The sequence below is a fragment of the Paenibacillus phytohabitans genome (genome assembly GCF_013141775.1).
Classification (GTDB): domain Bacteria; phylum Bacillota; class Bacilli; order Paenibacillales; family Paenibacillaceae; genus Paenibacillus_AQ; species Paenibacillus_AQ phytohabitans.
Window position 1 is genome coordinate 1 of sequence record NZ_WHOB01000021.1, and the last position, 12390, is coordinate 12390.

General features: G+C 57.0%; 14 protein-coding genes. 13 read left to right on the forward strand and 1 reads right to left on the reverse strand.

Features of this window, described 5'->3' with window-relative positions; genetic code table 11:
- Positions 1 to 194 (forward strand): hypothetical protein (locus tag GC101_RS35710; protein WP_216626523.1); only part of this gene is annotated, 194 nt, incomplete at its 5' end.
- Positions 195 to 258: 64 nt separating this feature from the next.
- Here GC101_RS35710 and GC101_RS08345 read toward each other — a convergent pair.
- A complete protein-coding gene (locus GC101_RS08345; RefSeq protein ID WP_171716844.1) occupies positions 259 to 855 on the reverse strand; it encodes a GNAT family N-acetyltransferase in 597 nt (198 codons plus the stop codon).
- A 280-nt stretch (positions 856 to 1135) separates the two neighbouring features.
- On the opposite strand from GC101_RS08345, the gene GC101_RS08350 reads away from it, so the two are divergent.
- The 12 genes from GC101_RS08350 (at position 1136) to GC101_RS08405 (ending at position 12326) form a co-directional block, all read left to right on the forward strand.
- Positions 1136 to 2032, forward strand: a complete 897-nt coding sequence (locus GC101_RS08350; protein ID WP_171716845.1) for a LysR family transcriptional regulator — start codon at positions 1136 to 1138, stop codon at positions 2030 to 2032.
- A 111-nt stretch (positions 2033 to 2143) separates the two neighbouring features.
- Positions 2144 to 2668 (forward strand): GNAT family N-acetyltransferase, encoded by a 525-nt coding sequence (locus GC101_RS08355; protein WP_171716846.1) that lies wholly within the window; start codon positions 2144 to 2146, stop codon positions 2666 to 2668.
- The gene (locus GC101_RS08360) at positions 2665 to 3546 is read left to right on the forward strand and encodes a transporter substrate-binding domain-containing protein (RefSeq protein WP_171716847.1); all 882 of its coding nucleotides are present in this window, start codon (positions 2665 to 2667) and stop codon (positions 3544 to 3546) included. Before GC101_RS08355 ends, GC101_RS08360 begins: the two co-directional genes overlap by 4 nt.
- A gap of 35 nt (positions 3547 to 3581) precedes the next feature.
- Positions 3582 to 4364: an amino acid ABC transporter permease gene (locus tag GC101_RS08365; protein ID WP_039301115.1), complete on the forward strand. Its 783-nt coding sequence runs from the start codon at positions 3582 to 3584 to the stop codon at positions 4362 to 4364.
- Positions 4364 to 5074, forward strand: coding sequence for an amino acid ABC transporter permease (locus GC101_RS08370; RefSeq protein WP_171716848.1), 711 nt, complete (start codon positions 4364 to 4366; stop codon positions 5072 to 5074). The genes GC101_RS08365 and GC101_RS08370 overlap by 1 nt, the downstream gene beginning before the upstream one ends.
- On the forward strand, positions 5071 to 5823 hold the full coding sequence (locus tag GC101_RS08375; protein ID WP_039301123.1) for an amino acid ABC transporter ATP-binding protein: 753 nt from the start codon (positions 5071 to 5073) through the stop codon (positions 5821 to 5823). Before GC101_RS08370 ends, GC101_RS08375 begins: the two co-directional genes overlap by 4 nt.
- Before the next feature lie 11 nt (positions 5824 to 5834).
- Entirely contained in the window at positions 5835 to 6857 is a 1023-nt protein-coding gene (locus tag GC101_RS08380) for an LLM class flavin-dependent oxidoreductase (protein WP_171716849.1), read from the forward strand.
- Positions 6854 to 8053, forward strand: coding sequence for an amidohydrolase (locus GC101_RS08385; RefSeq protein ID WP_171716850.1), 1200 nt, complete (start codon positions 6854 to 6856; stop codon positions 8051 to 8053). Before GC101_RS08380 ends, GC101_RS08385 begins: the two co-directional genes overlap by 4 nt.
- On the forward strand, positions 8046 to 9227 hold the full coding sequence (solA, locus tag GC101_RS08390; RefSeq protein ID WP_171717048.1) for an N-methyl-L-tryptophan oxidase: 1182 nt from the start codon (positions 8046 to 8048) through the stop codon (positions 9225 to 9227). The genes GC101_RS08385 and solA overlap by 8 nt, the downstream gene beginning before the upstream one ends.
- Positions 9224 to 9715, forward strand: coding sequence for a DinB family protein (locus GC101_RS08395; protein ID WP_171716851.1), 492 nt, complete (start codon positions 9224 to 9226; stop codon positions 9713 to 9715). Before solA ends, GC101_RS08395 begins: the two co-directional genes overlap by 4 nt.
- 29 nt (positions 9716 to 9744) lie before the next feature.
- Positions 9745 to 11082, forward strand: a complete 1338-nt coding sequence (locus tag GC101_RS08400) for an LLM class flavin-dependent oxidoreductase (RefSeq protein WP_171716852.1) — start codon at positions 9745 to 9747, stop codon at positions 11080 to 11082.
- Positions 11079 to 12326 carry a M20 metallopeptidase family protein gene (locus GC101_RS08405; protein WP_343049633.1) on the forward strand — a complete coding sequence of 416 codons (1248 nt, stop codon included), beginning with the start codon at positions 11079 to 11081 and terminating at the stop codon, positions 12324 to 12326. Before GC101_RS08400 ends, GC101_RS08405 begins: the two co-directional genes overlap by 4 nt.
- The last annotated feature ends 64 nt before the right edge of the window (positions 12327 to 12390 follow it).

Here is a 12390-nt window from a genome sequence, read left to right on the forward strand (position 1 = left end):
ATCAGCTCTGCCGCCTGTCAGCTCAGCCGCCTGTCAGCTCAGCCGCCTGTCAGCTCAGCCGCCTGTCAGCTCAGCCGCCTGTCAGCTCAGCCGCCTGTCAGCTCTGCTGCCCATCAGCTCCGCTTTCTATCAACTCTGCCGCGTTTCAGTACCGCGCCAATCAGCGCACCTACACACTCCGGCGCGGGTTTTAACCTGCAAGCGGGTTTCTTTCAGCAGCCACCAGCATACTTTATCCTTATATTCCCGCTGGAAGGGTTACCGTCCCCTAAAGGACGGCGGGACGTTTACGCTCAGGCTGTGGAGGTGGAGGTTTGCCTGCGTCTGCAGACCGGCGGAGACGGGAAGCTCAAGGCGGTATCCTTTGACCAGCGTGTCCCCGTTCTTAATATCCGTTTCATAAGCCCGCTGGAAGCCGAGCTTCTCGTACAGCCTGATTGCGGATGCCATCATGTCCGAAGTGTGGAGATTCAGGCTGGCTGCTCCAAGCAGCACGGATTGTCTGGCGGCCTCACTGATCAGCAATCTGGCAACCCCGCGTCCACGGACAGCCGGAGAAACAGCGAGCAGACGGATGATTGGGGTGTGGATACCCAGCTCCGGCCTGCCGTAAGCGGCCTCTGAAGAGGTGAACAGCAGCACACTGCCTATGATCTGCCCATCCAGCTCCGCTACAATCCGCGAGACCGGAGCATTGCCATGGACGGAATCAAGAATGGAGTCGCGGTACTCCACCCAAAAAGGTTCGGGCAGCACGGCTGAATATTCGCTGTAAGCCTCAAGCAGAACTCCTGCGATAGCCTCGCGGTCAGCCTCTGCGGCTTCACGGATTACAATTTGTGCTGAATGATTCATCGGGTACCTCCTGTTCAGAAATGGGATGTGACGCTTATTATAATTCATAATTCCGATGAATATAAGAGGAATTTAACAAAACCGATTAACAGATAGAAAAGTTCTATCTGGTTTTGTGATCTATGTAATGGTTTTTGCTGTATATTACACGATAAGTCAGTTGACAAAAAAAGGGCCGGTGACTAAGATATAAACAAAATCTATACACCCGTACGGCATTAATTCCTTGTTAATCAATTGGAATAGTAAATTTAAATAAAGTTGTGGAGGAGGACTACGCTTGAACATCGAGAATATTGAAGCCTTTGTCTACATCAACCACTACGGAAGCTTCAACAAAGCGGCAGATGTACTCTACATCTCCCAGCCGACCGTGACGGCCCGCATCCAGTCGCTTGAACGGGAGCTGGACTGCAGAGTGTTCGACCGGCTGGGCAAGCAGATTAACCTTACGGATAAAGGCCGCCAGTTCCTTCCTTACGCGCAGCAGATTCTGCAGGTCTACCAGAACGGTAAACATCAGATCCAGTCGAAGGGCCAGATTCCGGATGAACTTAGAATCGGCAGTACGGTATCGGTCTCCAATTATCTGATGCCGCAGCTCCTGCAGCATCTGAAGCGGAAATATCCGCATATCCGCTTCAAACTGACAACCTCATCCACAGATTCATTAATTGAGAAGCTGAAGGCCAAGGAGATTGATCTCGCTTTTATACGCAAAGTGGTTAATCCGGCCATTCAGTCGTTCCCTTTCTGTGAAGATCCGATATCGCTATACGTATACAAGAACCATCCGCTAGCCCGTAAGGGCCGTGCCTCTATCCAGGAGATCCGGGAGGAGACTCTTGTATTCTTCGAGTGCGGCTCGCTGGACTGGATGCGCCTGCACCGGGTATTCGAGAGCATGGAGCAGCCGCCGGACATAGTGTATCAGGTGGATAATCTGGAGACAGCCAAGAAGCTCGTGCTGAGGCAAGCGGGGATTTGCTTCCTTCCGGCCCTCAGTGTGCAGGAGGAAGTAGAGGCGGGAACGCTGATTAGGGTGGATGTCGCTGAGACGGAAGGGATTTCCCTGCGGACCAGCCTGATCTCGCTGAACGGGGAGAATGCGGAATTCATTGAGTCGCTGCTGGAACTGGCGGTGGGCCGCAGTAAGCCGGATCGACTTCTTGTATAACAGTATTAAAAAACTCTATTAGCGCATGGCTACATGCAGTGATAAAGTTAATTGCATATAATCACCACTAAACAGATAGGGATTATCTAAATTGAGAAACGGGGGCATGAAATGAGCGAGGTATACCGGCAGGCCGGAGAGAAGGACGCCCAACAGCTGCTGGATGTGACCTATCGTGCCTATCAGCTGATCCGCGAGCTTGGACTGCACTGGCCGGCGGCAAACGCCGATTTGGCTCTGATTCAGGATAACATCGCCACCAATGAGTGTTATGTGCTGGAGATCGACGGCAACGTGGAGGCGACGATCACCCTCTCGAAGAGCGGAGAGGTCAAGGCGGTAACTGATCTGCCTTTTGTGAAATGGTTCGCAGTGAATCCCGAGCGCAGCGGCAAAGGTTACGGCGGCAAGCTGCTCGACTGGGTGGAGGAGCATATTATTCACGGCAAGCTGGGTGCTCCCGCTGTAACCCTGGCTACGGCACAGAAGCATCCCTGGCTGGTTCCCATGTATGAACGCCGGGGGTATGAACGGATTCTGGAGCTGGATGTGCAGAATGGCGACGGCATTATGTATTTGATGAGAAAGACACTTACCGCTCAACCATACTACAACCTAAAGGGGATAGAGAGATGAAGAAGACCATTTCGCTCACAACTGCATTGGCATTGACGCTGGTGATCGCCGGCTGCGGCAACAATAACGCTGCAAACAGCAGTAGCAGCGGGAATGTGGCGAAAGCAGCACCGCAGACCAGTGCGGAGGCAACGACTGCAGCCGCAGAACCGGCAGAGGTGACCAAGATCGTGGTGGGCACAGGCACCGCTTTTCCGAATGTCTGCTTCATTGACGAGAACGGCAAGCTGACCGGGTTCGATGTAGAGCTGCTCAAGGAAATTGACAGCCGTCTGCCGGAGTATGAGTTCGAATTCCAGACGATGGACTTCAGCAATCTGCTGCTGAGCCTGGAGACCAAGAAGATTGATCTGGTAGCCCATGTTATGGAGAAGAACCCGGAGCGGGAGCAGAAGTATTCTTTTAACAAAGAAGCTTATGCCCACTGGAGAAACCGCATTATTGTAGCCAAAGGCAATGATTCGATCCAGACGCTGGACGATCTGCAAGGTAAAAAGGTACTGACAGGCGCAACCAGCGCACAAGCGCAAATTCTCGAGAATTACAACAAGGAGCACGGCGCGGATTCGATCAAAATTGTCTATCAGAACGGTGCAGCCAACGATACAGTGAGCCAGATTGACTCGGGCCGTGTGGATGCCACGCTCGCTGCGGATTTCGTACTGCCGATTATTGATCCGCAGAGCAAGCTGCAGGCGGTAGGTGCTGAGCTGTCCTCTGCTGACATTCTGTATGTGTTCCGCAAGGATGATGCCCCGTCGCAGAAGCTGTCGGATGCCATTGACGGAGTGGTTGCAGAGCTGAAGGCAGACGGCACGCTGGGCAAAATAAGTACGCAGTGGCTGGGGGCTGACGTCACCACATCCGCGGTTCAATGATGAGGCTGCCGTTATAGCGGAGAAGGAGGGGCAGGATGGGAGCACCGTTTGATCTTAGTTTTGTATTCTCTTTTCTGCCTAAGCTGCTGACTACGCTGAGCACAACACTGCTGATCGTAGCCTGCTCGCTGCTGGCAGGTGTGATTGTCGGATTTATTATCGCCCTTCCCCGCCTCTACAAGGTGCCGGTCCTGAAGACCTTAGCCGAGGTGTACATCTCATTCTTCCGGGGAACGCCGATTCTGATTCAATTGTTCCTGTTCTATTACGGTCTGCCCGAGGTGCTGAAGCTGGTCAATCTCGATATGACGCGGACGCCGGTGCTGGTGTTCGTAATTCTGACCTACGGCCTGCATACGGGGGCTTTCATGTCGGAGATGATCCGCGCCTCGGTAACGGCTGTCGATAAAGGCCAGGTGGAAGCGGCTTATGCTACGGGGATGACCTCTTATCAGGCTTTTACCCGGATCGTATTGCCCCAGGCACTGGGGATTGCCATTCCGGTGTTCTCGAACCTGGTCATTGCGCTGCTGAAGGATACTTCGCTTGCGTTCACGCTGGGCGTGATGGAGATGACGGGTAAGGCGCAGACTTTGGGCAGCGTGACCCAGCATTTTATCGAAACCTATATTGCACTTGCACTCATCTATCTCGTGATCAGCTTTACGATCGAGAAGCTGCTGCTGGTGGCGGAACGCCGGTTACTCCGGCATGAAGACCAGGGCAGTCCGGTGAAGCGGAAATTCAGTCTGCAGAAAAAAGCGTCCTACCGCCATATCATTGCGGACATGGGACCGGGTAAAGGAGGCGGCGCGTAATGAAGCTGGACCCATCGTTTATCTGGACGGCGTTCCTGCAGATTCTGGGAGCCATTCCTACAACGCTGTATATCACGGTGGTCTCGGTACTGGCCGGTTTCGCGATTGGAATTGTGGTGGCACTGGTCCGGATTTATAAAGTACCTGTGCTGTATCCGCTGGCGGTGGGGTATGTCACCTTCATCCGCGGCACCCCGATGCTGACGCATCTGCTGCTGATCTATTTCGGGCTGCCGATGATTATCGACGGGCTTGGCGCATATTTCGGCTGGAGCTTCCGCTCGGTGTCGATTCCGATGATCGGCTTCGCCTACATTTCTTTCTCCATTACAGCGGGAGCCTATATGTCCGAGGTCGTCCGTTCCGGCCTGCTGGCGGTGGACCGCGGTCAGATCGAAGCCGCCCATTCCATAGGGATGAGCACTCCCCAGGCGCTCCGGCGGATCGTATTCCCCCAGGCGCTGGCGGCGAGCCTGCCCAATCTGTCGAATTCCGTGATCGGAATGCTGCACGGGTCTACGCTTGCTTTTACCGTATCGGTCGTGGATATCAATGCCCAGGCGCAAATCGTAGCTTCGACAAACTGGAAATTCTTCGAGGCGTATCTGGCGGCGGCGCTGATCTTCTGGGGGCTGACCTTCCTCATTGAGCGGGCCACCGCCCTGATCGAAAAACGGATAAATCTGTATAACCGGGGTGGAGTCGCATGATTAAGCTGGAACGTATATCGAAGTCTTTCGGGCGCCATCAGGTGCTGAACAATATTGATCTGAAGGTGTCCAAAGGGGAAGTTGTCGTCATTCTCGGCCCCAGCGGCTCCGGCAAAACAACCCTGCTGCGCTGTGTGAATTATCTGGAGAAGCCAAGCGGCGGCGAAATCTCGATCGGTGAGTTCAAGCTGGACTGCCGGCATGCCCGCAAAAAGGATATTCACCAGCTGCGGCAAAAAACGGCCATGGTCTTCCAGCAGTACAATCTGTTCCGCCACAAAACGGCGCTGGAGAATGTGATGGAAGGGCTGCTGATCGTCAAGAAGCTTCCGAAGGAGGAAGCACGGAAGAGAAGCATCGCACTGCTGGAAAAGGTCGGCTTAGGAAGCAAGCTGGATGCCTATCCAAGCCAGCTGTCCGGCGGGCAGCAGCAGCGGGTCGGCATAGCCCGGGCGCTGGCGCTGGAGCCGGAAGTGATTCTGTTCGACGAGCCGACCTCGGCGCTGGACCCGGAGCTGGTAGGCGAAGTGCTTGCGGTGATCCGCAAGATTGCCAAGGAAGGGATAACGATGATTGTGGTGACGCATGAGATGGGTTTTGCCCGCGATGTGGCGAACCATGTGGTGTTCATGGACGGCGGCGTGATTGTCGAAGAAGGCACACCCACCGAGGTGTTCAACCATCCGCGTGAAGAAAGAACGAAGCAGTTCCTGAAGCGGATTACGCCGGAGCTGAACTATTCCATCTAGGAGGCATAACTATGGCGATTACAATCAGCGTATTGGACCAAAGCCCGATTTATCCGGGAGAGACGCCGGAGGAGGCCTTCCAGCATACAGTCCAGCTGGCGCAGCTGTCGGAGCGTCTCGGCTTCCGCCGGTTCTGGGTATCCGAGCATCATGATTCCGAGCAGGTGGCCGGATCTTCACCGGAGGTGCTGATCTCGCATCTGCTGGCCAAGACGGAGAGCATCCGCATAGGCTCCGGAGGGATTATGTTGCAGCATTATAGCCCGTACAAGGTGGCGGAGAACTTCAACGTGCTGGCTGCGCTGGCCCCGGGCCGTGTAGACCTGGGCGTCGGGCGCGCTCCCGGCGGGCTGCCGCGCAGTACGCAGGCGCTGCAGCAGGGGGGCGGCGAGGCTCCTTCATTGACCGATAAAATCATAGAGCTGGAGAAATATGTACATAACCGGCTGGAGGAGGATCATCCGCTCACCGGGCTGAAGGCTGGCCCGCTGCCGGGAACTCCGCCGCAGCTGTATGTACTGGGTGCAAGTGTCGCCAGCGCCGAAATCGCTGCAGAATTGGGGCTGCCGTATGTGTTCTCTTTGTTCATCGGCGGCGATCAGGCCATTGCCCTGGAAGCGGTGCGTGCTTACCGCAGCGGCTTCAATACCAGCAGCGGGAAGGAGCCGCAAGTGATTATCGCGCTGGCTGTAATCGTGGCCGATACGGAAGAGGAGGCCAAAGAGCTGGGCGGAGCGCATAAGCTGATCCGCATTCTCCTTGCCAGCGGGAAGAAGCTGACGGTGGCTACCCGCGAGCAGGCGGAGGAGTTCACCCGCCAGAGCACGGAGCCCTACACCCTGGAAGAGCGGGAGCCTGAGGTTACCAAAGGAACGAAGGAATCGGTCCGCGGACAGCTGCTGGCGCTGGCTGAGGCGTCCGGGGTAGAGGAGTTCATCGTCACGACCAACGTGCAGCCCTTCGATAAGCGTCTGCGTTCTTTCGAGCTGCTGGCTGAAGCGCTCGCCGGGGTTCCGGCGGAGGCCTCATCATGACAAGCACAGCTGCAGAGTCCGCTGCACACGCGGTTAACAGGTTATCGTTCAATGAGCGTCTGGTTGAGATCCGCCGTCATCTCCACCGGCATCCTGAACTCTCCAATGAAGAATATGAAACTACGGAATATATCATCTCACTGCTGAAGCAGGCAGGCGTGAAGGTAGTGGATTACGGGCTGAAGACCGGAGTGATTGCCGAGATCGGCGGCTTGCAGGGCGGTCCGGTGATTGCCCTGCGGGCCGACATTGATGCATTGCCGATTCAGGAAGAAACCGGCCTGCCGTATGCCTCGCTGGTTCCGGGCAAAATGCATGCCTGCGGGCATGACTTTCATACGGCTGCGCTGCTGGGGGCGGTATATCAGTTGAAGGCGCAGGAAGACAGCCTCAAGGGAACGGTCCGCTTCTTGTTCCAGCCTGCCGAGGAGAAAGCCAAAGGCGCGCAGCAGATTATCGCTGCCGGAGCGCTGGATAATGTCCGCGCGGTCATCGGGATGCATAATAAGCCGGATCTGCCGGTAGGGACCATCGGTATTAAGGAAGGTCCGCTGATGGCAGCTGCTGACGGCTTCATCGCGGAGGTCCGCGGGTTCGGAACCCATGCGGCAGTGCCGGAGGCCGGTATAGATCCCATCGTGGCGGCCTCGCATATCGTAACGGCGCTGCAATCCATCGTCAGCCGGAATGTGAGCAGCCTGAACAGTGCTGTCATCAGCGTTACGCAGATTCACAGCGGGAACTCGTGGAATATCATCCCGGAGACGGCGGTGCTGGAAGGGACGATCCGTTCTTTCGATGAAGCGGTGCGCAGCAGAGTGCTGAAACGGTTCGAAGAGGTGGTGGCAGGTGTTGCGGCCGCACTGGGGGCGGAAGCCAGCGTGCGCTGGATCGGCGGGCCGCCGCCGGTTATCAATGATGCGCTGCTGGCCCGGCTGGGAGAAGAAACGGCTGCGAACCTGGGCTACACCTCCGTGAAGCCGGTGCCCTCACCGGCCGGGGAGGATTTCGCCTTCTACCAGCAGGCAGTTCCCGGTTTATTTGTCTTTACTGGAACGGCCGGAAGCCGGGAATGGCATCATCCGGCGTTCGATCTGGACGAAGCGGCTCTGCCTGTAGGTGCCGGATTCTTCAGCAGCCTGGCGGTACGGGTGCTGGAGCATTTCGCGGCTGAAGGGGGTGCGGATCATAGCTGAGCATCCCGTATATGATGTGATTATTGTCGGTGCAGGCTCGATGGGCATGAGCGCGGGTTATCATCTGGCCCGGCGCGGCGTGAGGACGCTGCTGATCGATGCTTTTGATCCGCCGCATACCGAAGGCAGCCATCACGGGGAGACCCGGCTGATCCGGCATGCCTATAGCGGAGACCCGGCCTATATTGACCTGGCGCTTCGTGCCCAGGTGCTATGGGAAGAGGCAGAAGCGGAGAGCGGGACGGAGCTGCTCGTCCCTTCTGGCGTGCTCAATCTGGCGGACAGCGGCGTATATTCCTTCGCCGGCCGCCTGGTGGAAGCGCAGAAGCGGAAGGTGCGGGCCGAGCAGCTGGATGCGGACGAAATCCGCCACCGCTGGCCGGCGCTGAACCTTCCGGAATCCTTCGAGGCGATGTACGAGCCGGATGCGGGCTACCTCTATAGCGAGCGGTGCATAACAGCTTACCGGCAGCTTGCGCTGGCTCACGGTGCAGAGCTGCTGACGAATACACCCGTACTGAATGTGACCGCCCGCGAAGGGAGCGTTACGGTTCATACGAAGAACGGTGAGTACCATGGAGCGGCTGCTGTTCTCAGCGCTGGCGCCTGGTTTAAGTCATTATCACCCTTTGTCAGCCTGCCGATTAAAGCGGTCCGTAAGGTAGTAGGCTGGTTTGGGAGTACGCCGGACTTCGAGGCCGGGAAGTTCCCCGGCTTCACGCTGGGTGGTGAGGAAGGCGGGTTCTACGGCTTCCCCAGCATCGGCGGGGCGGGACTGAAGATCGGCCGCCATGATACAGGCGAGGAATGGCGGCCCGGCGAACCGCTGGCACCGTTCGGCAGTCTGGAGAGCGATGAAGGCGACCTCCGCCGCGTGCTGGAGGCTTATATGCCCGGCGCAGCCGGGAAGCTCCTTAAAGGGTCCGTCTGTAAATATGAGCATACACCGGATGAGGATTTCATTATTGACCGCCACCCGGAATACAGCAATGTGCTGCTGGCTGGAGGCTTCTCGGGGCATGGCTTCAAGTTCTCCAGTGTAGTCGGAGAGATCCTCGCAGATTTGGCTGTGCAGGGAAATACGAGGCAGAATATTGCGCCGTTTGCGCTGTCACGCTTCAATACCGGGCCTGACCAGCCGCAACCGAAACCTATATTGGAGGAGATCGAATGAGCAGTGTGGAGCTAACAGAGTACTTGAATACGCACGGGCAATTGGTGCAGGCACTGGAAGGCTTATCTGATGAGCAGCTGAAGTGGAAGGCGGAGCCGGCCAGCTGGAGCGTAACCGAGGTGCTGTCACATCTGGCTGATCACAGCATCGTGGTCTCCTTCCGTATCCGTGATATTCTGGCGGATACGAAGGTGCAGCTTCCGGCGTTTAATCAGGATGCCTGGGTCAGCGGACAGCACAGTAATCAGGGGAACGCCGCAGACAGCCTGGAGCTGTTCCGCAGCCTGCTGCACTACAACAGTCTTCTGCTCGGAAGGCTGAGTGCCGGTGATTGGGAGAAAAGCGGGATTAACTTTAAGGGGGAAACGGTGAGGATTGCCGATATCGTCCGCAGCTTCACCGCCCATGTGCAGACCCATCTGGCCCAGATCGAGCGGATTAAGCGGGGAGCGCAGGCCGTACTCTCTGCACAGCAAGCCGCTCTGTAATGAATACACAACCTTGAGGAGGAATGAACATGACTAAACCGAGACAATTGAAGCTGGGAGCACTGCTGCACGGCGTTGGAGGAAGCACCTCCATGTGGCGACATCCCGATGCGAAGCCTGATGCCAGTGTGAACTTTGAGTTATACAAGGAATGGGTGCGCAAAGCAGAGGAAGGCAAGCTGGATCTGATCTTCATTGCAGATGGTCTGTTCATCAATGAGAAGTCTATCCCTCATTTCCTCAACCGCTTCGAGCCGCTGACGATTCTTAGTGCGCTGGCGGCGGTCAGCAGCCGTATTGGTCTGGTAGGTACCTTGTCCACCTCCTACAGTGAACCGTTTACGGTGGCAAGGCAATTCGGCTCGCTGGATGTCATCAGCGGCGGACGGGCCGGCTGGAATGTGGTGACCTCACCGCTTGAAGGCTCAGCTCTTAACTACAGCAAGAAGGAGCATCCCGACCATGGCAAGCGGTACCGCATTGCCGCCGAATATCTGGAGGTGGCGCGCGGGCTGTGGGATTCATGGGAGGATGATGCGTTTGTCCGCAATAAGGAGACGGGCGTCTTCTTCGATCCGGAGAAAGTGCATACGCTGGATCACAAGGGTGAATTCTTCTCTGTGAAGGGGCCGCTGAATATCGCCCGCTCGAAGCAGGGGCAGCCGGTTATTTTCCAGGCAGGGTCCTCAGAGGTCGGCAAGGATTATGCCTCGAGCGTAGCGGATGCCGTCTTCACGGGTCATGACACGCTGGAGTCTGCCCAGGAATTCTATAAGGATGTGAAAACCCGCGTAGCTTCGTTTGGGCGCAATCCCGAAGAAGTGCTGATCTTCCCTGGAATAGCACCGATTCTGGGAGCTACCCCTGAGGAGGCGGAACGCAAATACCAGGAGGTTGCCGGTCTGGTGACGATCGAGAATGCGCTGAACTATCTAGGCAGATTCTTCGAGTATCATGATTTCTCGCAGTATCCGCTGGATGAGCCATTCCCGGATGTCGGTGATCTGGGCCGGAACAGCTTCCAGAGCGGCACGGACAAAATCAAAAAGGATGCTAAAGAACAGGGCTTAACTCTGCGGCAGGTAGCCTTGCAGTCTGCTACGCCTCGCAGCAGCTTCATTGGTACGCCGGAGCAGGTGGCTGATCAGATTCAGACCTGGTTCGAGGCCGGAGCAGCCGACGGCTTCATGCTGGCAGCCGCCGTGCCGAACGGACTGGAGGAATTTGTGGATCTGGTCGTTCCGATTCTGCAGGAGCGCGGACTGTTCCGCACCGAATACGAAAGCGATACACTGCGGGGCAATCTCGGACTGCCAGTGCCGGAGAACCGTTACTCTAAGGCTTCTGAACCGGCAGGGCAGGTGTGACGCATACGCAGTCCGGTGCAGACCGTCTGAAACCGGATCTTGAAGCCATGATGAAGTATGCCGGCGGGCTGGAGGCGGAGCTGATCGCGATCCGCCGTGATCTGCACAGCCACCCGGAGCTGCTCTACGATGTGGCCCGCACTTCCGGCAAGGTTGCCGAACTCCTCGAATCATGGGGCATTGAGGTACGGCGGAATGTGGGCCGGCATTTCGGGATGGGAGTCACCGGGATGCTGCGGGGAACGGCAGGGAGCGGGCCGGTAATTCTGCTGCGGGCGGATATGGACGCGCTGCCGGTTAGTGAGCTGAATGAGCTGGACTATAAGTCCAGGAATCCCGGTGTAATGCATGCCTGCGGGCATGATGCCCATACGGCGATGCTGCTCGGGGCCGCGCAGACCCTGGCGGCATTCCGCCATCAGCTAAGCGGCACGGTGGTCTTCGTCTTTCAGCCGGCGGAGGAAGGCGCAAGCCGTAGTCCGCTGGACGGGCGCCTGCTCTCCGGCGGCAGGGATATGATCGAAGACGGCATTCTGGAAGGTGTGGACCAGTGTTATGCGCTGCATGTGATGCCAGAGCTTGCCGTTGGTATGCTGGGCATTCATCCCCGGTATGCCATGGCGGCCTCCAGCCATTTCACCGTGAAATTCCAGGGCACCGCCGGACATCACAGTGCGCCGCATGAAGCGGTCGATGCTATACAGATGGCGGCACGGTTTGTTACCGAGGTGAACGGGCTGATGGCGAGTGGGGTCAATCCGTCGGAAGCGGCGGTACTGGCCTTCGGCACACTGCGTGCTGGAACAGCAATCAATGTCATTGCTGAGCACAGTGAGCTGACCGGCACCTTCAGGGCCTTCACGAAATCAACCGTCAGCCGGATTACGGAAGGACTGAAGCGCCACGCTGCAGCGATAGCCTCGGCTTATGGCGGCAGCAGCAGCCTGGAGCTGCGCGAAGGCATTGCCGTGGTGAACGACGGCTTGGCCGTTCAGCGGATGCTCGGCGCAGCGCGCAAGGTGCTGGGAGATGAGCAGGCGTATCTGCTGGAGCAGCCGAGCCTGGCCGGGGAAGATTTCGGCTGGTATCTCGATCAGGTGCCCGGGGCGTTTGCTTTTATCGGCTGCGGCAATGCGGAACGGGGGATAACCCATGCGCTACACCAGCCCCGGTTCAACATTGATGAGGCTGTGCTGGTACAGGGCGCCAGAGTATTGGTGAGGCTTGCTGCTGAGAGAGATTAAATCAGGGATATACAGGAAAAAGGCTGCTCCTTCCGCCAATACGGCGTTAGGGGCAGCCTTTTTA